Origin of the sequence: Staphylococcus gallinarum (assembly GCF_029774255.1) — a bacterium.
Taxonomy (GTDB): domain Bacteria; phylum Bacillota; class Bacilli; order Staphylococcales; family Staphylococcaceae; genus Staphylococcus; species Staphylococcus gallinarum.
On record NZ_CP069082.1, the window covers coordinates 1936354 to 1958302 of the forward strand.

Genomic DNA, 21949 nt, shown 5'->3' on the forward strand with positions numbered 1-21949 from the left:
CAAGCACATTTAAAAAATAAAATAGGGCAAGCACATAAGTGCCTACCCTGTGTAGTATGATATCTAATTTAATTATTGCATAAAAAATACCACCCATAAGGATGGCAGTGAATAATTAAACGTGATAGTAGAAGTGCTCTTACTAGAGCATATTTATATTACCAAATTAAATATCTATATTCAATATAAAAAAGAGCAGACACGGGACATGTGTCTGCATCATTGAAAGCGAGTATGTATATATGTTATCAAAAAATATAAATTATTTCTATATGTTATAAACAAAAAACCACTCCGAAGAGTGGGCGTACAATAATATAAGCGTTTCGTGCAAATAAATTATAACTTATTTAGTAAGCGTTTACAATAATAAAATAAAAAAAGGCGCCGAAGCGCCATTTAAGTGTTTAACGAGGTGATCGTTATACTTAGATTACAATGTCAGTCAATCTCTACTGGAAAGAGACAAAAATATATTATCAAAGTTTTGATTTTTATTCAATACAGAAAGTCGCTACCTATATCATTATAAGTAGCAACTTCCTAACAAGAATTTAATATATTAGATGAAGTGGAGTGGAGATCTTTAATCATATACTCACTTCTAGTTTTTATTTATCCATAAAATTCTAAAATAAACATGAAAAAGCACCTCAAAGGAGATGCTTTCCAGGGTTTGCTCACCCTAATTGTAATGATAAATATTAACAGGACTGCTCTTTCAAAATAACGGGTATGAAAGAGACAAAAACATACTATCAAATTTTAATAAAATTTACAATAATAAAAACCACTCAGAAGAGTGGTAAGTAATTTTTACAAGTATATTTAAATGAGAAGGTATAAAACTTCTTAGTTATAAAATAAAGAGTAAGCTGTCTGAAGACTTACTCTAAAAAGATAGTTATATCTGTAAATCAATAATAATACTTTATATTAAAGTTGTCTACTTTAATTTTTATATAATTTACTTTTTATATTTCAACTAATCACTCCCCATAAATCTCCTAATCCATAGCTCGAACTATTTGGACTTGCTCCGTTCCATGTTCTTATTGGTAAATAGTAACGATATCCATTCCAGTTATAACCAACCCACACATGACCATCTTGTAAGCATACTTCATCATAATTCACATAACCGCCAGGTTGGAAGTTATAGCCGAATTGTGCAGTTGTAAATGGAGAACCAACTCTTGTGATAATTGGTTGATTGCCATTCGTAAATGTTGCACTCTCTACTTTATACCATGTGCCGTATTGGTTTTGTTTCCAATCCGTGTTTGTGGCATTTGTAGAACCCTTAGAGCTTGGTTTTGAACTTCCTTTATCAGTTGAACCTTTTGGAATTTCACCGTTATAATACGCTTTAATTTGGCTTATAAAGTAGTCTTTCGTTTTCTTCTTAACACTATCCGGTGCCATTTGACTAGAAGAATATCCAACATGTAATTTCATACTTCTATGAGGACATTGTGTACTAGAGAGTTGATTGTGTAAGATAACTGTATCGCTATTAACTGGAAGGTTCCATTTCTTCAACAGTCTAGCTGCTTCTTGGAATGCTGCCTGTTCATTCGCCAAAAAGTCTTTATCGCTAGCACTCATTGACTGACAAATTTCAATACCGTAGTAATTTCTATTTCCATAAGTATTTGCCGTATGCCACGCGATATAACTTTCAGGTAATGCTTGCCATACACGATTGCCACTGATATATGAATGTGCAATACCAGCTTCAAGACGTTGTTCACTCGCATTAACCAATTGATCGTGATAGTTCATAGCTGTTCCACTACCTGCATCATTGTGTAATACAATACCTTTAGGCTTATATCCACGTTTACCAAGTATGCTTGCTCTTACTACTGTATCACGGTTGTATATCAACTTCTTAGGTTTTTGTTTAGATGGTTTATTAGGTTTTGTTCCTTTATACAATGGACGGATAAACCACATAGGGAAATCGTAATTGTGTACAACTCTTGTTGCAGTTTCCCAACCTTTCCCACCTTGTTCAGGTCCAGAAGTCCATCCTCCACCTTGCCAATTGTTATCTAATGATACAAATTGCATATAGTTACCATCATAATTCCCGTTTAATACAACAGCCACATGACCATATCCTGCTCCATAGTTACTGTTGAATACAACAATATCGCCTTCCTCTGCTTTGAAATCAACAGTGTTTTCGTACACAGTGGCTAAACCAGCAAAATTATTATCTGTCGGTATGTCTTTCGCACCTTCACCTTTTAATGTACCGTTGCTAATATAAGACCAGTAGAAGTTTGCCAAATCTACACATTGAGCTCCATACCAACCATCATAATCTAAATATTTTCCTTCTAATGACTTGAGATACGAGACTGCTTCTTTTTTAGTCTTTGTAATCGTCATTATTGTATGCCCCCATTATCTTTACTATCGTGGAAAATTTTACCATCTTTATTATCTTGCGTCGCATCTACTGTTGGTGTTGTCCCTTGCTTTTTATCAAGTTTCTTTTGTTTCATTTCAATATTTGCTTCATGACCTTCTTTAGTCACTGGATTATCTTTATAAGCTGTATATAACGCTACGATAGTTAATAAGATTGAACTGATACTATCTTCATCTACTGGTATAGGACTGATGTTTTTAGTCGCTAACCATTGGTTAATAATTGCTAAAATTAATACGATAAATCTTACTGCTGCACCGATTGTCATTTTCATAAATTTAACCTCCAAAATAAAAAGCCGACGCTATGCGCCGACCTTTAGAATTTAATTATTTACATTTCCCAAACCAAAAACATTCCCAAAAACTTGCACCGAAAACTAACGTTTCATTTAAGAAGTTAAGCATTATAATCACTCCTTTCAAAGTTACCAACCGACCAACATCTTAATAGATGTCCATATTAACGAACTAAGTATGGAGAAAAAAGTCCCAATGATTAACCACTTAAGTTGTTGAAATTGCTTTTTATTTTCTTCTCGATTTTCCTTTTCAATTTCTCGTTCTCGGTTAATTGAATCTAATGTGTAATTCATTTTTACATTAATTATTTCTTGTGTATGTTGACCTTTTTCAATTTCTTTTAATGAGTTATGAAGTTTTTCTATAGACTCATTGATTTCTTTTCTATCTTCTTTCATTGTGTTTTCTATATTTCTTAAGCGTTTGTCGTTATATCTGTCTTTATCTTCCAAAATACCGACGCGACGCTCAATATCTTGATTTCCTTCACTACTCACTCTGTCACCTACTTATTCCAAAATAAAAACCCCAAGTTTATGCTTGAGGTTCTGGGTAATCTTCACCCGTTATTTCTTTGTATTGTTCTTTAGTGATACAACCTAATTGAACGTATGTTGCAATGTCCTCGTTTGTATAACAGTTGATATCGTAAAACCATTCGATAGATTTGAATGATGGATACATATTATATTTCCCCTTTCAATTTAGCGATTTCCAACATAGCTTGTGCTTGTTGCTCTTCTAACTTTTTTATACGTTCATCCTTTTTCGTACCTTCCAACACACAGTTAGCTAATTCTTGTTGTGATTTTTGGACTTGTGCCACTGTTTTCGCTAATTGCATTTGTGTTTGTGCTAGCTGCATTTGAATTGCTGTAGGTTCATAGGGTGGCTTATTTGCTTCCCATTCTTCTTTTGTACTACCAATCCATTCATTTCCATTAAAATAAAAAGGTTCATATATTCCTTCAGGTGGCGGTGTTTCCGTCCATGCTTCCTTAGGGTAATCATATTCACCTTCTTCATTTAATTCAGCTAGATATGGTGTGCCATCGTATAAATAAACTACTTTCATAAACTCATCTCCCTCTAATCTTTCCAAGACATTTCACCGTAAGCGTAATCCGTAGATATCCACGCGCTAGAATCACCATTGATATAAAATTTAACGTTACCTGATGGTTCGATAACTAAGTAGCCACCTGCATATTTAGTTGGTATACGAACTGGGAAAGTTTGGGCATTTTTACAAAAGTTACTTGGTAAGTTTGCGATTGTTTGACCAGGTACAATGTTAGATCCATTGATTCTCAAACAACGTTCTGTAACACTACCATTTACAATTGTTCTATATGCACATTTAAAGCCGTTTCTATCACTGTATTCTGTGTTGGTAGATGCACCGTTGATTAAGTTAAATTCAACCCAACCTGTGTCGGTTAATGTACTATCAACACGCTCCCAATCTGACCAAGTATTATAGAACCGTTTAACCCATGCTTGTTTAGAATTATAAGGTCTAAACGTAATTTTTCTGACAACATTTTCACGTTTTTCAACAGTCGTAAAACCAGCTGTCGAACTTGCTCCAGTAATTGGAACAGATGTTGTATAGAAATTCCCTGCAGGCAAATTGTATAAGTTATCTAAATTATCACCTATTGCAATAACCTGGTAACTACCATCATCATTTGTTAACTTATATTTTTGCCAATTAAGGCTATTAACATTAGTGTCCAACTGTTCCGGTGTAACGAAACCATTATCTTCAACCGTTTTATTAAATTCTGCCACTTTTGCATTAACATGTGTGATAGCTTGGTCACTCGTTGCTTTAACACTTTCATTGGCAGTATCTGCAGTGTTTTGTATAGCTGTTTTCGTATTATTAGATAGCGTTGTGATATCTTCAATACTTTGTGAAACTGTCCCATCTATATCTGTCTTAGATTGTGTGATGAGTGTATTAATGTCTGCTTTACCATCAACCACAATCTTATTAAGTGCGTCTTTTCCTTGTTGTAACACTGTTTTCATTTCTGCTACATAATCGGCACCGTTAGCGATGGCTGCTTCGATGTCCTTAACTTCTTGTTCAATACGTTGTTTCAATTGTGAAAACATGCGAATATATTCAATTTTAGTCGTTGAAGTAATTTTATTAATTAATGCGTCTGCAACTTCAAATTTAAATTCTCTAAATACGGCAACCTCATTATATTGTGGATTGCCATCTACATTATTAACGCCAATGTAAACTTGACCAGTAACCGTTGTGTTTGTACAAGCATGTAAAAAAGCACTGTCTAATGTGATCGTGACAATGCCTTGAAACTCATCTTCAATTTCTAATTCAATTACATCTGATACGCTACCATTTGTTGATTCAAAGTAAGCATATGCAGTTAAATTGTTTTTACTAATCAGTAATGGTCCCTTATCGTTACTCAATTGAAATCTTAATATTGCAGTATTTTCATCTAAATTATAAAAGCCAAACCCTAAATCAGATATTGGCTTTAAATAAGGTTCAGATGCAAGTTTGAATAACGCTTTTTTGTCTATTCCGTTTGTCATCTTATCACTCCTATTATTTAATTAAGCAAACGGCAACGCCGTAACCTTTTTCAGTATCAAATGGTGTAGTGATTTCCAACACACGATAGAAACCATTGTTATTATCTTTAGTACCAATCCCTTTATTAGGTTTGATATAATCATTCACCCCTACCGTGTTATCAATCCGAGTGAATACTTGACCCACAAGTCCAACCACATTCCATTCTGGACGTTCACCGCGTGATAGATATTCTTCTTCGTCATTTTCTTTGAAGTCTGGATTGAGTATTGGTACTTCGATTTCTTCTGAATACCAATTACCTTCGTCATCGTGCCATTCTTTTTTCTCTATTTGCGTTTGTGTTACGCCGAACTCATCTTTTAAATATTTATCTTTGTGATGGAACATTTGGTCACCTAATACCACACCAGCAGTGCCCGAAATAACACCAATAGGTGTATCATTTGAGTTTGCCTTTCGAATATATCGACCATCTAACGTTACAATATAACCATTCGGTATTTCTTGACCTGATTGTGATTCAAAATACTCTGCATAGTCTCCAAAGTTTTGTCCGGCTTGAATTGTACCTTTTGATTTAATATTTCCTGATACACTTCGTATTTCTACTGAAGTATTAGCACGTGAAATACTATCGGCATTATATCCCCATAACGTTACGTAGTTATCAAGCGCTTCTACTCCTCGACTATTAACAATCAATTGACCGTATTTACCTTGTGTTGTTTTAGACTCAAGTGAATTGATGATACCGGAACGCGAACCCCAAGCATGTGAGTTCATACCTGCACCTAATAACCAAGAACGGTCAGAATGTGCATATGAATCACCTGTTGTAGCGATTACTGCAGAACGTCTTGATAATGCACCTGACCCTGTCGAGCCACCCATAAATCCCCCGCGTACTGCAGTCGGTACATCTTTGTAAACTTGTTTAAACAATACTGCACCGTTTGTATAACCTTCATGTTGTACACCGATAATTGTCGTAGTAGTGTTATACATTTCAATTGCATTACCTGTACCGTTACCGATTAAGTTTGCACCAATAATTTTGGTGTCATAAACGCCTGCACCACCGGCAATACCGATATTGTTAGATGAATGATGAATATTAATATTACTGAATGTAACTTTTTTCGGTCTGTTTGCACCACCGTAAATTTTGATGTCGGCAATTGCATTTTTGAAACCTCTGATATTGATATTGTTCAACTGAACATTTTCTGCCATAAACTGAACTGCAATAGCTGGACTAGTTGAATCAAATGTACCATCACCAATAGCAGTAAAGTTATTGACCGATACATTTGTGTAAGCACTGATTGAAAGGGCTCTAGGTGTCCAACCTGGATATACTTCGTTTTTATATGGAAATAGTGAGACAATATTTGAAAAAGTGACATCTTTTGCCGTTTTAGATTTAGGGTCAGTTGCTGCTCTATGATGACCAATATGTCTAGCTACATATGAACGGTTGTCTTTATGTGAGATGTGTCCATCAACCACAACCATAGATGCTGCTGATGAAGTTTCATGTGCTTTGATTTCAATACCACATTGGTTATTAAACGTAATGTTATTTGATACCATAACGTTTTGTGAGCCGTCATCAATTTCAATACCATTACTATTACCGTGATAGTTTTTAGGATCATGTGAAACGTTATTCGTAATATTGATAAATCTACTGTGATGCGTTGTAATACCGTCATCACCATGACCAACTGATTCACAATTATTAATACGAATGAATTTACTTTCTAATTCTTCATTAACCCTTGCGCCGTCACCACCGTAATAGTAATCGTCACTAGCATAAGTAATATCGAAACCATGTAATAAAGCATCAATGGATTTAATATCTTCGATATAACCATACTTAACGCCTGCAAATCTAACGTTAGATGATAACGAACCACCACTAGGAGCTGGATGATTGAATTGAATACCCTGACTCACATTCTTTTCATCAAATCTTGCTTTATTACCGTCCACTGAATAACCTTTTGTGCCAATATATTCAGCTGTACCATCCATATCTTTATTTGTGACTGCCAATGTTTCTCTCGGTGCGTCATCTGCAAGTTTAATAATGGTAATACCTTTACCTTCACCCGAAAGAATAGACCTACTCGGCAACTTAATACCATTCTTAATTTTGTATGTTCCCGCCGTCATATGGACATGAACATTACCCGAACCTAATGCTTTTTTAAATGCTTCGTCAGAGTTTGTTTCTCCTGTTGGGTCTGCACCGTAATCGTTCACATTAACAATGCGTTCAATCTTTTTATTTAACTTCTCGTAATTCTCATCAAGTTTTTTCTCAATGCGTGAAAAGTCATAAAATAAACGGTCAGATAATACATTAAATGGTGTACCATCGACCGCTACTCTACTATCTTTTAATTCGTTTATACCGTCACCATTATGACCAATGACTAATTCCCTTACTTTTGCATTTAAATAATTTAGAAAAGTTTCAACACTTACATTTTCATAATCTATTTGTCTTGCATGGTGTGCGTGTTTTTCTTCTGTACGATGATATTTCATGTTACTTGTAATATCTTGATAGAAATTACTTAGCATTTTGAAATTATCAATCGTTTTGTATCGCCATTCTCTACCTATATCAATAGGATAATCCAAATGTAAATTCATATTCCTATCACCCTTTCTATTCTATCCATGTGTGTGATCCATATATATAATCTGTTTCTGTCCATGTCTCTGTGTCTTGTTTATTGAAAACAAGTGTTAATTTACCATTTGGTCGTAATGAGACGATAGCTGGTAAATGAGTGTTTGGCGTTCTAATTGGCCAAGATTGCGATTCAGACACAAAATTTTCTGGCAGATTAGCGATTGTCATACCATTTTGTACATTAGATAAATTAATTCTTACACTTTTTATTTTTACAATGCCTAAAACATTTATTTCTCTGTAGGAACAGTTAAATCCATTGTCACCCTCTGCTTTAAATTCAGTGTTAGGTTTTCCACTTAACGGCGTAAATTCAATCCAATCTGTAGAATCTTTTAATATATCTTCGATATTTTGAATCGCTTTAAAATGTGTTGCAGCATAGTAAGGGTCGCCATAATCATCAAATGGATATTTAATTTCTGTAGGGTTATCCATCTACTAACACACTCCCTATTGAATCTGACGCTAATTTCGGCATAGAAAAAGACGATTCACCAAGTGAGCCGCCTTGCGTTAGATTATTCATTTTTTTAATGTTTCTATTTAAGTTCTGTTGTATTTTAATAATATCAGTTGGAGAATTACTGAAATCTACTTCAACTGGTTTCTGCAACATTGGATGTGATTCCGTTAATTTCACAACTTCTAAATCCAAATTATATCCTAATGGTTTATTGATAAATCTTACTATATTATTTTCTTTAATGTCTCCATTACTAATATATTTTTTGTCATCAACACTTCCTAGATAATTTGTAGTGACTTCTACCGTTGGTTGATCATTGAGTTCTGCTTTTAACTTTTCGTACAGTTCGCCCTTATCTAGAGCTGTATCATCATAAATAGTTGGCGCTTCTGCAAAACCAAAACTATCGATATACGGTGATTTATACTCAGCATATGCATGATAAACATCTGTTCCTTTTAAAACTGCCGTTAAATTTAAAATAGTGGATTTTTCCGTGCCTACATACATGCAAGGTTTAGATTTTTTATAATCAACACCTTTTATACCACCGTTAAAAACCGCTTTAAATGTATGACTTCCTTTCGCTAATCTTTGAGCAATAACTATTTTTTCTGTCGTAGCTGTCTTGCTATAGCATTGATAACTTCCTATTTTTTCGTCATCTAAATAAATATCTAACTTTCCGCCTTTAGACATTTTTTTGAGTGTCCATTCAAGCGTTTCATTTCCCCATTTACATTCAAAAGTTTTTTCATAAGTAGCCCCTAGTTCCTCGGTTCTCCAAGTTCCATCTTTTATAAAAGTCCCTTTGTAACTAAGTTTAGGCGGTTTTATTGGATTATAATTTTTAGTTTCTGCTTTTGTTTTTTTCTTTCCATAACCTTGAATATACGTTTTTACTTCAGTGGTTGTAATAGTAGCTTGTGATTCACTTGAATTATAAGTGTATATAATAGGAATATCAGCCATTTTATAAAAGTCTTTTGGATTGTATATATAAAACTTTTTGTTATCAGCAAAGTAGATATAATCAAATAATTCTGCACCTTCTGTTATAAACTCCATTCCATTTTTATCGCCTAAATCATCTATAGGAACACGTTTATCAAAGTCACCTACAATTTCATATGAGAAACCAAGTTTGTTTCCTGTGAACCCAAAGTTTAAATATTGCTGTAAAGTCATTGTCGGTTTATTGTCGTCTGCAGAATCTTCATTGTTCATTTCTTCGTTTTCGATATCTTTAGGTATATAGTGATTTTGAAATTCCATAAAAATATGTTTAGCTACTATTTCATTTGATAGCATATTTCCGTCATATTTACTTGCCGTTGATTTAATAGTATATTGTTGATTTTTCCATTCTAAAACCATTTCATTTATCAATGCATCGTAAATGTCAGCGTTATTGCTTGTTTTATAAATAGTAAAACTAATAGATCTTTCGTTATTCTTCTCGTATTCATATTTAAATGACCCGAAATCAAAATCAGTTAGAATTTCACCATAAGTTCCTTTTCTGTTTTTTAAAACTAATGCATCCAAATAATTCACCTACCTATATATAAATGGGAAAATCCATTGTGTTGTTGGATTATTGATATTTTCACCTGCAATTTCTATTTCATTAAATCCTGGAGCTAACGTAATCCATTGCCAATTGGTATAAGCTCCCACACGCTTATTATCAATTGTAGGATGAACACCATTTAATACTAACTTTTGACTCTTTTTAATCGCCTTATTATATTTAAAAACATCACCCGTTGTATTGTTAGTGAGTGTAAAACCTTTAGGCGCATCAATATTAATTAATAATCTAAATTTATGTCGGATGTGTGGGTCTATCGTGTCAGTAGAACCGTTATAAATCTTAAATCCTGTAGTGTTGTGTTTATATTTAATATCATCTACCGATAACACGCCAGTTTCAAATTGCCATTCACCACTTGATAAACTAAACTTATCAGTTTCTCTTAATGATTCCGAATAACCTTTAAAAACTACAAAATTTATTTTGAAAGTAGCAAATGAATTAGTTAAATCTTCATTTTCGTTAGCATCACAATAAACAGCATACTTTTTACCTGGTGCATCTGAATGCCAAATAAAATAAGGTTTTCTTTGATAAACAATCTGTCTAAGTTTTTGCTTATATAACCTTAAATCCTTTGTATCTATACCTTTGAAAGAGAAATTGAGTATCAAATTAAAAGGACCGAACGTAGTCGGTCCCATAATCACACCATCAGTTCCACTGATTTCGGTTGTATTAGCTCTCACTTCCACATCATCTTCGATGTAATCTAAAAATTTCAACCTTGGTATATCTGTTAACTTTATATCAATATCTTCATTAAACAATCTAACTTCCTTTTTCAAATTAGAAAGCACCTCCAACGTTATACGCCATCATTTTCGCTTTTTTACCTTGAGCATGGCTCACGTCACGCTCACTAAACCCCATTTCCTTCTGTTCGAGACGTTGATTACTAGCTACTAATTGAGTTAGCAACTCTACCTGTCTTTGAGTAGCTTCTAATTGTTGAGCCATAAAGTTAAGCATTTCATTATCGCTATTACTAGTTGTAGAAGGTGTTCGCATCTGATTAGGACGCTTGTTTTTCTTTTTACCTTCTATATCTTGAGAAGCTAAAGCTAATAATTTCATCGCATCACTTGCTCTACTTGGATCAGTTGGGATTATCCATTCTCCATAACCTTCTTCGGCTAAGTTGTATAGACCAGATGAATTTATAAATCCTCCAGTAGCGTATCCATGACCTTTGCCAATAGCTGATAGCATACCTTTCGCACCATAACGCGCTTTAGCATATCTCATACCTGCTATTAAGTTGTCTAATCCGTTCCAAATATTACCGTGACCAGGTAGTTTATAAGCGTTGAATGTCCCAGGCTTAACCTGTACTAAACCTTTTGCTCTACCGTCTGCTAATCCATCAGTACCACCTAAAGCCTTGGGATTACCTCCAGATTCGGTTTGAATTTGTTTCTTCCATGCGTTAATATATGCTGAAGTAGTAGGTAAACCAGCTAGTTTAAGAGCTTTTTTTACATCACCGCTCCATTTACCTGATTTTCCGCCTCCACCGTCGTTTTGTTTCAACCATTTTAATGGGTCAATTGGCACACCATTTTTTTGTACTTCAAAATGTAGATGCGGTCCAGAAGAACGTCCCGTATTACCCGAAACCCCTAAATAATCACCAGGTTTAACATTTTTACTGCCACTAAACGCATGCTTGCTCATATGGCCGTATATAACCTTTAAATTTCCTTTAACTATATCAACCATATTACCAAAACCGCCATTCCAACCAGAACGAGCAGTCGCTTTACCATTCAATACGCTATATAGTTTGTCATATTTATAATTTAAATCTACACCCATATGTGGACCTGCGAAAGGATAACCAGGCGCTTTTCCATTAGGGCTAAATGGGAAGTTAATACCTTTTGAAAGGTCTATATAGCCACCATCTCCACCTTCTTGCTCATCAAACCATGATTTGAAGGTTTCTATCGCTGCGTTTTTTAATTTACCAAACATACCTTTCATCATATCAAAAGGTAAGCTTGCAGCTTTGTCAATTCCGAAGGCGTTCATATTAACTCCAAATCCTTCTAAAACCTTTTCTAATAATTTCCCTGGTTTTTCTATCCAATCCATCACATCGCCGACTTTATCTTTTAACCAATCTTTGCCCTTGCTAGCCGTTTCTAATGCCTTTCCTACAACTGCTTTTCCACCATCAACTACTTTGCCAGCTAATGCTTTTCCACCTTCGATAACATCTCCTACTATGTTATCTTTCTCTTTATGTTTCTTTGGTTTTTTATTTGATAATGTTCCTTTAGAAAATTGTGGCATTCCACTCAACATAGAATGTGTTTGTGCACCATTCATTACCGAAGAACCTTTAGGTAAGAATGCTGTAGTATCTCTGTTAGGTGTAATAGCTGTTTTACCATTAGGGTAACGAATCATTTCATGTCGGAATCCGCCTGGACCATTTCCTTTTCCTTTGTCTCCAACTGTCGCAAATGTATCACGAGCTATTTTCCCGTTTTTAACAACATTAGTAGTTGTATTAGTATGTTCAGTACCTGTGTGTAACTTAATTTTAGGCAGTTTGTCCATACCTAGTTTTCCTGCTACCCAATTAACACCTTCAATAAGTTTATTTAGACCTTTTTTGACAGAGTCTACCATGCCATTGATAAAACCTTTAATTTTACCAATGATATTTTCTAGACCATCTTTCATTTTGTTAAATGTCTTTTTAACTCCACTCCACAAGCCTGATGCAATCCCGGTAACCTTATCTTTTATAGTATTCCACACTTTAATAGCATTATTTTTCACACTGTTAAAGATTCCAGAAACGCCTTTCTTTAGGGAGTTAAATGTATTTCTAACGCCGTTCCATAGCGCTTTAGCTCTTGAGATAACGCCATTTTTTACATTTGTCCACAATTTTAAGGTAAAGCTTTTAACCGCATTAAAAATGTTCGAAATACCTTTTTTAAGTGAATTAAAAACATTTGTAACACCATTCTTTAAACTTCTTACAATTTTTATAACGCCATTCTTAATAGCATTCCATACTTTAATAGAAAATGACTTTATAGCGTTGAATATAGTTGTAACAATACGCTTAACCAAGTTGAAGTTAGATCTAACCTGTTTAACATAAGCTACAATTATTGCAACTACAGCTTTTTTGAGAGCATTCCATATTTTTATAGCGGCATTTTTCATACCGTTCCATAAAGTACTTAAAACAGATTTTAAGGCTTGTATTGGATGTTGAACAGCATATTTAATACCATTCCATGTGGTAGTTGCTACCTTTTTTAGTGTATTCCATACTGCTATAGAAGAATTTTTAATAGCATTCCAAATATTTATGATATAAGGTTTTAAAAAGCCGAATACAGAAATAGCAGTATTTTTAATAGCAGTCCAAGCTGATATAACTATATTTCTAAAAGTACTATTAGTTTTCCATAAATATATAATACCGCCGACTAAAGCTGTGATTGCAGTTATTACTATGCCTATTGGTCCTGTCATAAACTTAATAGCTAAGCCTAAACCTTTAGTCGCTAAAGTAGCTGCTTTTGTAACACCAGTCCATACAACTGTTGCAGCTGCAGCAATTTTAGACTTGATAGCTTGAGCTGTTTGTGAAGTAGTTAAAGCGGCGATAGCATATCTATAACCGTTAGCTATGCCTTTGGCAGTGGCTGTAACTCCATTCCATATCGCTTGTGATGCTGTAGAAATTTTAGTAACTGCATTATGTCTAATAAAAAAGCTTATCAATCCAGATAAGCCACTAAACATTCCACCAATAAGCCTTGTAAATTTACCAAATATAGTTAGTACTGGCCCCATCGTCACTAATGTAATTCCTAACCATTTAACTATTCCGCCTAATGTCTTTTGCGTACCACCATCTAAACTTTGATACCACTTTATAACGGAATTAATACCACCAACAACTTTGTTGAATGCATTTCCTAATGAGACTCCCCATTGTTCTGCTTGTGGTCCCATTTTATCAATAGTATCAGTAAGGTTGTTCATTAAAGGTTTAAGTTTAGAGAAGAAACCTCCACCTTTGCCACCAGCATCTAAAAATGCAGCGCCTAGACGCCCTACAGCAGCCCACATATTTTGAATTGAAGCACTAAATGATTTAGCACCCATTTCTTTTGCAGCACCGCCTATATTCTTTCTAACTGCATCTTGTAACATCTTACTTGATATTTCGCCTTTCGATGCCATTTCAGTAACTTCTTCACCTGTAACGTTAGCCTCTTTTGCTAACCATTGGTAAATAGGTAAACCTCTGTCAGATAATTCTTGTAATTCTCCGTTATACGCTTTGTTTTGTGTTTGAACTTTGTTAAATATACGTCCCATTTCTGACATATCAGAACCTGCAACGGCAGCAGCATCCCCAGTTGTAGTTAAATATTGAGTTAACTCTTTTCCTGGTTTTATTCCTGCTGCAACAGCATTAGCTGCAGTCGTAGCCGCTTCACCCATACCGAATGACGTTCCTTTAACTGAAGCCATCGCATTATCCATTATCTCAGTAGTATCTTTCGCACTATTTCCTAATGCGGATAATTTGGCCTTTGCAGTATCAATTTCAACTAATCTCGACCAACCTTTTGCAATTGCAATGCCACCAAGAGCCGCACCAGCAGCTAAAGCAGGTTTGGTTATTTTACTAGTTAAAGATTGTCCAACATTTTGAGCTCTACTACCTACTTCTTGCATGTTAGTGCTTACTGATTTAAATTTATTACTTAACTGCCCCATAGAAGTAAAGTTCTCTTTATAATACTGATCTAATCTTCCATACTCATCTTTTAGAGCGTTAATCGAATTAGCTTGTTTATTATATTCTGTTTGCAATCGAACCGCTTTAGCACTATTAGCGCCTTGTTCTTGAGACACTTTTTTATACTGTTGTTCTAATTCAGTTAAATTAGATGTTCCAATTTTTATAGCCTTATCTAATTCACCCATTCGACTTTTATATGATTCAGCACTCTTTTCGCCGTATTTAAAGTTATTGCCTGATAACTTTAGGCTAGAGTTTAGTGATTTAAATTCTCTTTTAATTCCTGCTAAAGTTTTACTAATTCCTGTATCTCTCATGGATAAGTCTATTTGTAACCCTTTAATTCTTTCTGCCATCATCTCACCTCTTTTCCTGATAGAATCAATTACATGAAGGCATCAATCATACTTTCAGTTTTCTTAACGTTTTTCTTGCTTTCGTCTTGAACAATTTCCATAAAAAAAGAGAAAGGCATATCCATTAAATTATTAATGTCTTTGCCTTCCTTCATCATCTTTTTAACAAATTTTTTCATGTTATCTCTAGCGTCTTCCCATGAATTCAAATTGTTAATTTTATTATTTTGTTTTCCTTCTTGAACTTCGAAACCTTGACCAGAGGCAATAAATGTTATTTGCTCTATTAACTCTATGTTTCTAGTTACTGCATCTAAACCCTCTAGCAATTCTTTTTTTGTAAATTGGTTATCGTATATCCTTATAACTAAATCGGATATAGTATGTACATCAACTTCTGAATCTCCTTTTTCGATTCGAGTTAAAATATCCATACATTCATATACCAATTCCAATTTTGTATTTATGCGTGAAACATATACTTCCGAATCAAGTACATTTCCGTCAGAGTCAAAATCTTTAACGAGTTCAATTTTGTTAGATTTCATTGGCAACGCCGCCTATTATTTTAGTAACTCTTTTAATCGTCTTTCGTTTTCTTCGTTAACAAAACCATCAGAGATAAATTGAATTTGATTTTTCATAGTGTCTATTACCTCTGGCGCATTGGTACCTTCTAAAAATTCATCTGCTGTAAATTGTTTTTTGTAAAAATCAACTACAATCTCAACCATATACATAATTGCTTCTTTTTCTGTTTTAAAGTCTCCTTTTTCAACTTTAGCAATTCTATCTTGTAGTTCTAATAAAACTGGTCCAGGCGTAAATGGTGGAGTTAAAAATGTTCTTGATTTAGTTACTTCCCCTTTATCATTTACCTCTTGAATTAATTCAACAAAATTTCTTTTAGTTTTTTTGACCATGTTTAATTTCTCCTTTAAATTTAATTTTTATTTGCAAATAAAAAGAGGGCTTTAAGCCCTCGTTATTGATTACTCTTCAATTTCTTTGATTAACACTTTACCTCGTTTGTTGTCACTTGTAGTCAAATCTAATATACGGTCATGCGAAACCTTTTTATTAGCTGGTTTAGGGTAAGTGTCGCCAGCATTATAAATTTTATTTTTATCTTCTAGATCAATAAATTTGTGCAACACTTTATATTTCTTTTTAGCCATTTAAATTCCTCCTAAGTTATTATGCTCCTAATTCTTCCTCTGGAGTCGTTTCACCGCTATTTCCACCGTCACCTGTGTTACTTTCAGAAGAAGTACCAAATACTGCTTCCCAAATAGCGTCTTTCATAACTGTTGAACCTTTAGCGTCATGGCCCATTAACATAGCTTTTTCTTCTTCGAACCCTTTAACTGGCGCTTGCATAAATTCAGCTGTAGTAGAATCAGAGCTGAATTCCACACCATCTTCTTTGGTGTTGCCTTCAACTTCAGGGAAAGTAAATAAACCTTTAGGTAAGCCAACATATTCACGTGAACCATCTTCCATAGTTTTGGCGAACATAACTGCTACGTATGGTGGAGTATCATTACCAACCGATACAATACCTGACTCTGATTTTTCTAAACCAAATAAAGCCACTCTGTCTTCTAATGGTAATTTATGGAATCCAGCTTCAACCTCAATAGTTCCATTTGCTACTGCCATCTCTGCTACTTGGTTATCACCGTACGCCTTCTCAATATCTTGGTCTTTTGAAACTGAAATTTCTTGTAAATATTTGATACGTTCTGGATCTTTGACCACTTGGATATCTTCTCCGTGCACTTTGTAATAAAATTCTGTTAATCCTGTAAATGAACGATAGCTTTTCTCTGCCATATATAAACACTCCTATAATTTGTAATATTGTTTTCCTTCAAATCGTTTTGCTTGGTGATATAACTTGAACTCCTTGATGTATTCAGGCTTTATAGATGAAGCCTCACCAAATCCAAGTTCATCCCACATAATTCTTTGCAATAAAAAAACGAGCCTATCTGATAGGACTCGTCCGTTAATGCCTGTATTTTGTTTTACGAATACATCTATTTGATAAAGGTACTCATATGTCATATTGTCGTTGTCTGCGAAATCAGCGGGTGTCGGAGTCCCTAAAGGGTCTATGACAATACATGTGTTTTTGATTTCTTGCGCATTTGGATAATCATAAAATTTTATATCGTTTTTATTAACGTTTTTCATAATTTCTTCATTATCTATAATTGCGTTATATATCTTCATTGTTATGTCTTCCACGCCTACACCCGCTTTCTTATCTCATCTTTTACAGTTTTAAAATAAGTTTCTCTGCCTTCACGCATCGCTTTTTCTATCACACCTTTTCCTGATGTGTTCACCCATTTACCAGAACGGTCGAAATGACCGTACTCATTAAGATGGATAATGCGATAACGTTGTTTTGGACCTTTCCAATGAACCTTAACTGTCCTTACGCCACCGATTGTCATCGGCTTAGATAAAGAAGTCTCAGATACAGATTCTCCTGTATCTTCAAACGACTTCATATTATTTTTGATAATTTGCACTACTTTTTGCCCGCCTTTAGTTAACGCGTAATCCGTAATGCGTTTAGTTGCTGATTTTCCAAATTTCTTTTCTAAATATGCGATTATTTCTTTATCACCTTTAACTGTCACAGTCATTCTTCTTCACCAACCACTTTTATATAGTTAGGCGTTTTTGCAGGAGCCACATTTTTGACATTAAAAAACAACCCTGAATATATACCGTTCTTAACTTCAAACGTTTGATTAACGTTCGGTATAAATTGTGGTTGCGGGTTTCTAATATTTAACGTGACTGACCTTTTGCTAAGCTCTAAATTACCTAACTGTACATCCTTTTGCGTCGGTTCATACAAACCGCCAAAACAACTATATACTTCAGTTAATTCACTCATACCAGCCTCTGGGCCATCATTAACATAATCATAAAAAGCAACTCTGTAATCAAGTTGATTAAGATTCATCGGTTGTCACCTCGTCCTTCTCTATGCGCCATTTAACTAAATCACTACGTAGAGTTTGTATAAGAGCCATAGAAGATGCTGGAACATCGAAGGATTGTTCATTTGTTGTTATTGAACGATTGTCATTGTGATGTGCGACAATGTTTAAAACAGCTAAATTGAATAATGGATTATTTTCATAAAACGCCTCATCTTCATCATCCAATGACACAGCTGTTTTAACTTCATTTATCGCTCCAGGCAAATAAACTTCCATAATTAAGTCATCATCAAAATCATGGTCAACACGAATCGCCTTTTTTACTGATTCAACGCTATCTAATTTAAACATTGAAATCACCTACTTTACTTATGCTCCTAATTCACCTTCTGGCTGTTGTCCAGCATCTTCAAATGTTACGAAGAAGCCAGCGTTTTCATCAGCTTGTTTAACATCAAAACGGAAAGCACCCATCAAGTATTTACCGTAGATTTGGTTTTCAATCCATTGAACTGATACGTCAGTACGATCTGCGAAGAATACGCCACGCTTGATATCTCCGATAAATGCTTTTGCATCACCATTAGCACCAAGTAAGTCATCACGAACAACTGTGACATTCATGCCTAACACCGTATTACCAGCTGTGTTAATAATGCTATCTTGTAATAAATAACGACCGTTACCATCTTTCAAAGTGTCTAGTTTTTGGTAGAAACTTTGTGTACAGATGATTTGACGGTCGTATCCTGGGTCTAATTTGACGTTAATAATTGATTTTAAGTCATCGACATTCGAAACTGTTGTTGGATTAAATGATTTTAATACAGTCCCGATTCTTTCGTTTAAAGTATTGATTTTTTGCTCGTTGATATTTTCAGATACAATAGATGTTAAATTAGCAACTGAATCGTCCAATGCTTCTTGCGAGATTGGAATAGATCCACGATAAGTTTGTACTTTCCATTCAATTGATTTGAATTCTGGTTTAGCTAACTCTGGGTTCGCTTCTAATTCTGCAACTGTACTAAATTTAGCATTAGCACGTTTCAAAATAGGATATTCACCACTAGGGCCTTTAACACTTTCTTTTGTTACTAATTGCGATAAGTCTTGTACCGTATTAACTTCTTTTTCTGGAATATATTTAATATCATGCGGAATTGTTACACCTGCATCATCAGATTTAACATTATCGCGTTTTGCTCCTTTAGATTTCATATATTGTTCGAAAGCTAAGACTTCCTCGTTAGTTTCTTGATTTTGATTTAATTTCGCCATAGATCGTTTCGCTCCCTCTTTTTTCTTTTTGTCTTTTTCTTCTTCCAATTTTTCTTCTGTAGGTTCTGCTACTTTTTCAATAGTTGTAGAAGTTTCTTCTGATTTATCATCAGCTGCACCACTATCAATTGGTGAATCTGTTTTTTTATCTTCTGTTTTTTCTTTATCGGCACTCGTTTCGTTATCCGATTTATCTGGTGTAGGTTCTTCTTTTTGGTTGTCAACTTCTTTTGAGCCTTCATCAGTTGGCGGTTCTTCGTCTTGTTTAGGTGCTGATGATTCAATTTCTTGTGATAACTGTTCTAATTCTTCATATTCTTTTTTCTGTGCATCAATATCAGCTTTTAAATTTCTAGCAGTTTCTAAATCACCTTTTTCAACTGCTTCTTGCGCTTTAGAAATTAAATTAGTGATTTCCTTTTTGCGCTCGTCTAAATTTGCCATTCACTCTCACTCCTTAAATTTGGGCATAAAAAATAGCCTTACGTATCAAAACGAAGGCTTTCTATATCTAACGCTATTTTCATTTGTTCAAGTTCTTTTACATGAGTAAGGTCTTCTGAACGTTGAGCTACTATAACCGATGTATCATCATACGCGGGCATAGTTACAACACTTATTTCTCTAAGCTCCGAAATTTGATGGACTACATGAACATAGTCCTCATCTTGCATTTCCCAATGTCTACTACCTTCGTTCTTTTGTGGCAGTGTATAAAAGAAACTACATTCATCTATGTTTCCTAACTTGATGTTTTCGTATATATCACGCCCTGTTGATGTATTAGGTAGATAACATTTAAACTTCAATCCTTTTTCATCAACGTTTATCTCTAACGTGCCTGATTTCGTCCTACCGATAAGCTGTCCCCAATCATGGTCTACTAAGCATTTAACATCTGATACATCAACCCCATCAAATGCAGTTGGCATTATCTTTTCCCTGTAACCATTAGGAGTCATCTTACTAACAGAATTAAAGATTACTGCATACCCTTCGATGACCATATCTTTATAGGCGTCAACGTTGCTATTCGTCATATTCATCACCCCTTTCTACGGAGTTCTTTTCGACTTCTTTGTTTATTTTCGACTCTTGATAATTTTGCAATGTTGATAGTGGTGCTCTATTTAAGTCAACAAGTGGTTCGTTACCACGTTCAATAGGTTGATATCCAAACACACTTCGCGCCTCATCAGTTGATATAATACCTTTACCATGCAACTCAGTAATTCTTTGTAATTGTAACTCGGGGTCTATATCAATAAGTCGTGATGAATCAAATTCCAATTCATAACCAGAATCAATAAACTTAAATACTTTCGTTTCCAATTCTGCAATCATCATCTTGAAAATAGGATCTAATGTACTTTGTAAATACTCAAGATTAGCTTGTGTTATTGAAGTGTTTACCGTTTCGATACCTAGTTTAGATACCGGCAAACCAAAAGCTTTAGCAACCTGAGTTGTACTAAACTTATAACTGTTCAAAAAGTTCAGCACCTCTGTAGGTATTTGTAATCTGTTGAAATCCATAGTGTCATCAATAGCGACTAACCCGCCATTATTTTTAAGTTGGCTGTCAGCAAAGCTTTTTTTCAAATCACTTAATTGTTCTGAATTTATCTGGCCTTTCTTGTATTTAAGTACAGATGTAGATGTTCCTCCATTATCAAAAAAGTTACGTAAGAAACCTTTTGAACCTTGAGAAATCCCTATCTCATGAGCCAGTGCATACAACGGACTGTATCCCACATAACCATCTAACGTGATATATCTAAAATGCAATATATCATCACTAGTGATTTTTACTGCATTACCATCTACATCTTCGCTGACGTTATAGATTACCTCTCCATCTTTTTCTTCTAACCCTACTAAGTCATTGTGTAAAAAATGAAATCCTGTAGGAAAGTTGTTTCCATCTCTTATAATTTCAACAAATGATTGACCATTAAGTAGCATGTTTGCAATGATAATAAATTTAAAGTGCCATCCAGGTAAATCTGAATTTGGGTTTTTATTAAAATATTCCAACACCTGATTCATTACCGTATTTGTTTCGTGGCCTTTCACTTTTAATTTAGTACTTGCTATATCAGCGGAAATTATACGAGTTGCAGTAAATACATCACTATTACGCAAAGCATTTATACCTGTGTAGCTTGCATGAGTACCATGTTCTTGCCAATATAGTATTCTTTCTAAATCTCTATTAATTTTGTCTTGCTTACTTGTGAAACCTAAATCAAGTAACGGCATTTTTATTTCTCACCCCTTTCTGAGGTGTTATCGTATGCTTGGTTTAAGATTGTTGACAAAATAATTAAAAACAATCCACCAATTATATACGCTAACGGTTGCCAAATCATAAATAGCCCGTAAACAAAGCTACTAATACCTACAAGTAACAGTAGCAGCAGGATTATTGCATATACAGTTTTATTCATTAAAT

The 21949-nt window shown here is 34.4% G+C and carries 23 protein-coding genes and 1 pseudogene; all 24 read right to left on the minus strand.

All coding sequences use genetic code 11. From position 1 onward, the window contains the following. Positions 1-981: 981 nt before the first annotated feature. Positions 982-2400 carry an SH3 domain-containing protein gene (locus tag JN168_RS09040; protein ID WP_279525795.1) on the minus strand — a complete coding sequence of 473 codons (1419 nt, stop codon included), beginning with the start codon at positions 2398-2400 and terminating at the stop codon, positions 982-984. Further along, positions 2400-2711: a phage holin gene (locus tag JN168_RS09045; RefSeq protein ID WP_279526273.1), complete on the minus strand. Its 312-nt coding sequence runs from the start codon at positions 2709-2711 to the stop codon at positions 2400-2402. The genes JN168_RS09040 and JN168_RS09045 overlap by 1 nt, the downstream gene beginning before the upstream one ends. 159 nt (positions 2712-2870) lie before the next feature. Further along, a complete protein-coding gene (locus tag JN168_RS09050) occupies positions 2871-3242 on the minus strand; it encodes a DUF2951 family protein (RefSeq protein ID WP_232153929.1) in 372 nt (123 codons plus the stop codon). Positions 3243-3279: 37 nt separating this feature from the next. After that, the gene (locus JN168_RS09055; protein ID WP_279525796.1) at positions 3280-3429 is read right to left on the minus strand and encodes an XkdX family protein; all 150 of its coding nucleotides are present in this window, start codon (positions 3427-3429) and stop codon (positions 3280-3282) included. Position 3430: 1 nt separating this feature from the next. Continuing rightward, the gene (locus JN168_RS09060; protein WP_119472648.1) at positions 3431-3820 is read right to left on the minus strand and encodes a hypothetical protein; all 390 of its coding nucleotides are present in this window, start codon (positions 3818-3820) and stop codon (positions 3431-3433) included. Positions 3821-3834: 14 nt separating this feature from the next. Beyond that, complete coding sequence (locus JN168_RS09065) at positions 3835-5322, minus strand: BppU family phage baseplate upper protein (protein WP_119472647.1); 1488 nt, start codon at positions 5320-5322, stop codon at positions 3835-3837. A 13-nt stretch (positions 5323-5335) separates the two neighbouring features. Then, positions 5336-7993 carry a peptidase G2 autoproteolytic cleavage domain-containing protein gene (locus JN168_RS09070; protein WP_279525797.1) on the minus strand — a complete coding sequence of 886 codons (2658 nt, stop codon included), beginning with the start codon at positions 7991-7993 and terminating at the stop codon, positions 5336-5338. A gap of 16 nt (positions 7994-8009) precedes the next feature. After that, complete coding sequence (locus JN168_RS09075) at positions 8010-8474, minus strand: hypothetical protein (RefSeq protein ID WP_042738340.1); 465 nt, start codon at positions 8472-8474, stop codon at positions 8010-8012. Then, positions 8467-10053: a phage tail protein gene (locus JN168_RS09080; RefSeq protein ID WP_279525798.1), complete on the minus strand. Its 1587-nt coding sequence runs from the start codon at positions 10051-10053 to the stop codon at positions 8467-8469. Before JN168_RS09080 ends, JN168_RS09075 begins: the two co-directional genes overlap by 8 nt. 9 nt (positions 10054-10062) lie before the next feature. Next, positions 10063-10890: a distal tail protein Dit gene (locus JN168_RS09085; RefSeq protein WP_279525799.1), complete on the minus strand. Its 828-nt coding sequence runs from the start codon at positions 10888-10890 to the stop codon at positions 10063-10065. 1 nt (position 10891) lies between these two features. Next, complete coding sequence (locus JN168_RS09090) at positions 10892-15247, minus strand: peptidoglycan DD-metalloendopeptidase family protein (RefSeq protein ID WP_279525800.1); 4356 nt, start codon at positions 15245-15247, stop codon at positions 10892-10894. Between the two features lie 29 nt (positions 15248-15276). Further along, positions 15277-15405, minus strand: a complete 129-nt coding sequence (gene gpGT / locus JN168_RS14020; RefSeq protein WP_415843840.1) for a phage tail assembly chaperone GT — start codon at positions 15403-15405, stop codon at positions 15277-15279. A gap of 78 nt (positions 15406-15483) precedes the next feature. Beyond that, positions 15484-15795 (minus strand): annotated as a pseudogene (gene gpG / locus JN168_RS14025) (phage tail assembly chaperone G); the annotation flags it as partial. Between the two features lie 15 nt (positions 15796-15810). Beyond that, positions 15811-16170, minus strand: coding sequence for a phage tail assembly chaperone G (gpG, locus tag JN168_RS09100; protein WP_107590298.1), 360 nt, complete (start codon positions 16168-16170; stop codon positions 15811-15813). Between the two features lie 69 nt (positions 16171-16239). Then, complete coding sequence (locus JN168_RS09105; protein ID WP_107579406.1) at positions 16240-16425, minus strand: hypothetical protein; 186 nt, start codon at positions 16423-16425, stop codon at positions 16240-16242. 19 nt (positions 16426-16444) lie between these two features. Beyond that, a complete protein-coding gene (locus JN168_RS09110; RefSeq protein ID WP_107579405.1) occupies positions 16445-17083 on the minus strand; it encodes a major tail protein in 639 nt (212 codons plus the stop codon). 12 nt (positions 17084-17095) lie between these two features. Further along, positions 17096-17500, minus strand: coding sequence for a hypothetical protein (locus JN168_RS09115; RefSeq protein WP_107590300.1), 405 nt, complete (start codon positions 17498-17500; stop codon positions 17096-17098). 2 nt (positions 17501-17502) lie between these two features. Beyond that, complete coding sequence (locus JN168_RS09120; protein ID WP_107579403.1) at positions 17503-17907, minus strand: HK97-gp10 family putative phage morphogenesis protein; 405 nt, start codon at positions 17905-17907, stop codon at positions 17503-17505. Continuing rightward, positions 17904-18233 (minus strand): hypothetical protein, encoded by a 330-nt coding sequence (locus JN168_RS09125; RefSeq protein ID WP_107579402.1) that lies wholly within the window; start codon positions 18231-18233, stop codon positions 17904-17906. The genes JN168_RS09120 and JN168_RS09125 overlap by 4 nt, the downstream gene beginning before the upstream one ends. Continuing rightward, the gene (locus JN168_RS09130; protein ID WP_279525801.1) at positions 18223-18564 is read right to left on the minus strand and encodes a head-tail connector protein; all 342 of its coding nucleotides are present in this window, start codon (positions 18562-18564) and stop codon (positions 18223-18225) included. Before JN168_RS09130 ends, JN168_RS09125 begins: the two co-directional genes overlap by 11 nt. 18 nt (positions 18565-18582) lie before the next feature. Then, positions 18583-19938 carry a phage major capsid protein gene (locus JN168_RS09135; protein ID WP_279525802.1) on the minus strand — a complete coding sequence of 452 codons (1356 nt, stop codon included), beginning with the start codon at positions 19936-19938 and terminating at the stop codon, positions 18583-18585. 38 nt (positions 19939-19976) lie between these two features. Continuing rightward, positions 19977-20534, minus strand: coding sequence for an HK97 family phage prohead protease (locus JN168_RS09140; RefSeq protein WP_232165333.1), 558 nt, complete (start codon positions 20532-20534; stop codon positions 19977-19979). Continuing rightward, positions 20524-21756: a phage portal protein gene (locus JN168_RS09145; protein WP_279525803.1), complete on the minus strand. Its 1233-nt coding sequence runs from the start codon at positions 21754-21756 to the stop codon at positions 20524-20526. Before JN168_RS09145 ends, JN168_RS09140 begins: the two co-directional genes overlap by 11 nt. A gap of 2 nt (positions 21757-21758) precedes the next feature. Further along, a complete protein-coding gene (locus JN168_RS09150) occupies positions 21759-21944 on the minus strand; it encodes a hypothetical protein (protein WP_279525804.1) in 186 nt (61 codons plus the stop codon). Positions 21945-21949: the final 5 nt, after the last annotated feature.

What these genes read in the sequence shown, in the direction of transcription:
- JN168_RS09065 (WP_119472647.1), bottom strand. Translation starts at nt 5,322, where the DNA reads ATGACAAACGGAATAGACAAAAAAGCGTTATTCAAACTTGCATCTGAA.
- JN168_RS09055 (WP_279525796.1), bottom strand. Translation starts at nt 3,429, where the DNA reads ATGTATCCATCATTCAAATCTATCGAATGGTTTTACGATATCAACTGT.
- gpGT (WP_415843840.1), bottom strand. Translation starts at nt 15,405, where the DNA reads ATGATGAAGGAAGGCAAAGACATTAATAATTTAATGGATATGCCTTTC.
- JN168_RS09120 (WP_107579403.1), bottom strand. Translation starts at nt 17,907, where the DNA reads ATGACTGTGACAGTTAAAGGTGATAAAGAAATAATCGCATATTTAGAA.
- JN168_RS09135 (WP_279525802.1), bottom strand. Translation starts at nt 19,938, where the DNA reads ATGGCAAATTTAGACGAGCGCAAAAAGGAAATCACTAATTTAATTTCT.
- JN168_RS09060 (WP_119472648.1), bottom strand. Translation starts at nt 3,820, where the DNA reads ATGAAAGTAGTTTATTTATACGATGGCACACCATATCTAGCTGAATTA.
- JN168_RS09145 (WP_279525803.1), bottom strand. Translation starts at nt 21,756, where the DNA reads ATGCCGTTACTTGATTTAGGTTTCACAAGTAAGCAAGACAAAATTAAT.
- JN168_RS09125 (WP_107579402.1), bottom strand. Translation starts at nt 18,233, where the DNA reads ATGAATCTTAATCAACTTGATTACAGAGTTGCTTTTTATGATTATGTT.
- JN168_RS09090 (WP_279525800.1), bottom strand. Translation starts at nt 15,247, where the DNA reads ATGGCAGAAAGAATTAAAGGGTTACAAATAGACTTATCCATGAGAGAT.
- JN168_RS09150 (WP_279525804.1), bottom strand. Translation starts at nt 21,944, where the DNA reads ATGAATAAAACTGTATATGCAATAATCCTGCTGCTACTGTTACTTGTA.
- JN168_RS09070 (WP_279525797.1), bottom strand. Translation starts at nt 7,993, where the DNA reads ATGAATTTACATTTGGATTATCCTATTGATATAGGTAGAGAATGGCGA.
- JN168_RS09130 (WP_279525801.1), bottom strand. Translation starts at nt 18,564, where the DNA reads ATGTTTAAATTAGATAGCGTTGAATCAGTAAAAAAGGCGATTCGTGTT.
- JN168_RS09110 (WP_107579405.1), bottom strand. Translation starts at nt 17,083, where the DNA reads ATGGCAGAGAAAAGCTATCGTTCATTTACAGGATTAACAGAATTTTAT.
- JN168_RS09075 (WP_042738340.1), bottom strand. Translation starts at nt 8,474, where the DNA reads ATGGATAACCCTACAGAAATTAAATATCCATTTGATGATTATGGCGAC.
- JN168_RS09105 (WP_107579406.1), bottom strand. Translation starts at nt 16,425, where the DNA reads ATGGCTAAAAAGAAATATAAAGTGTTGCACAAATTTATTGATCTAGAA.
- JN168_RS09040 (WP_279525795.1), bottom strand. Translation starts at nt 2,400, where the DNA reads ATGACGATTACAAAGACTAAAAAAGAAGCAGTCTCGTATCTCAAGTCA.
- JN168_RS09140 (WP_232165333.1), bottom strand. Translation starts at nt 20,534, where the DNA reads ATGACGAATAGCAACGTTGACGCCTATAAAGATATGGTCATCGAAGGG.
- JN168_RS09045 (WP_279526273.1), bottom strand. Translation starts at nt 2,711, where the DNA reads ATGACAATCGGTGCAGCAGTAAGATTTATCGTATTAATTTTAGCAATT.
- gpG (WP_107590298.1), bottom strand. Translation starts at nt 16,170, where the DNA reads ATGGTCAAAAAAACTAAAAGAAATTTTGTTGAATTAATTCAAGAGGTA.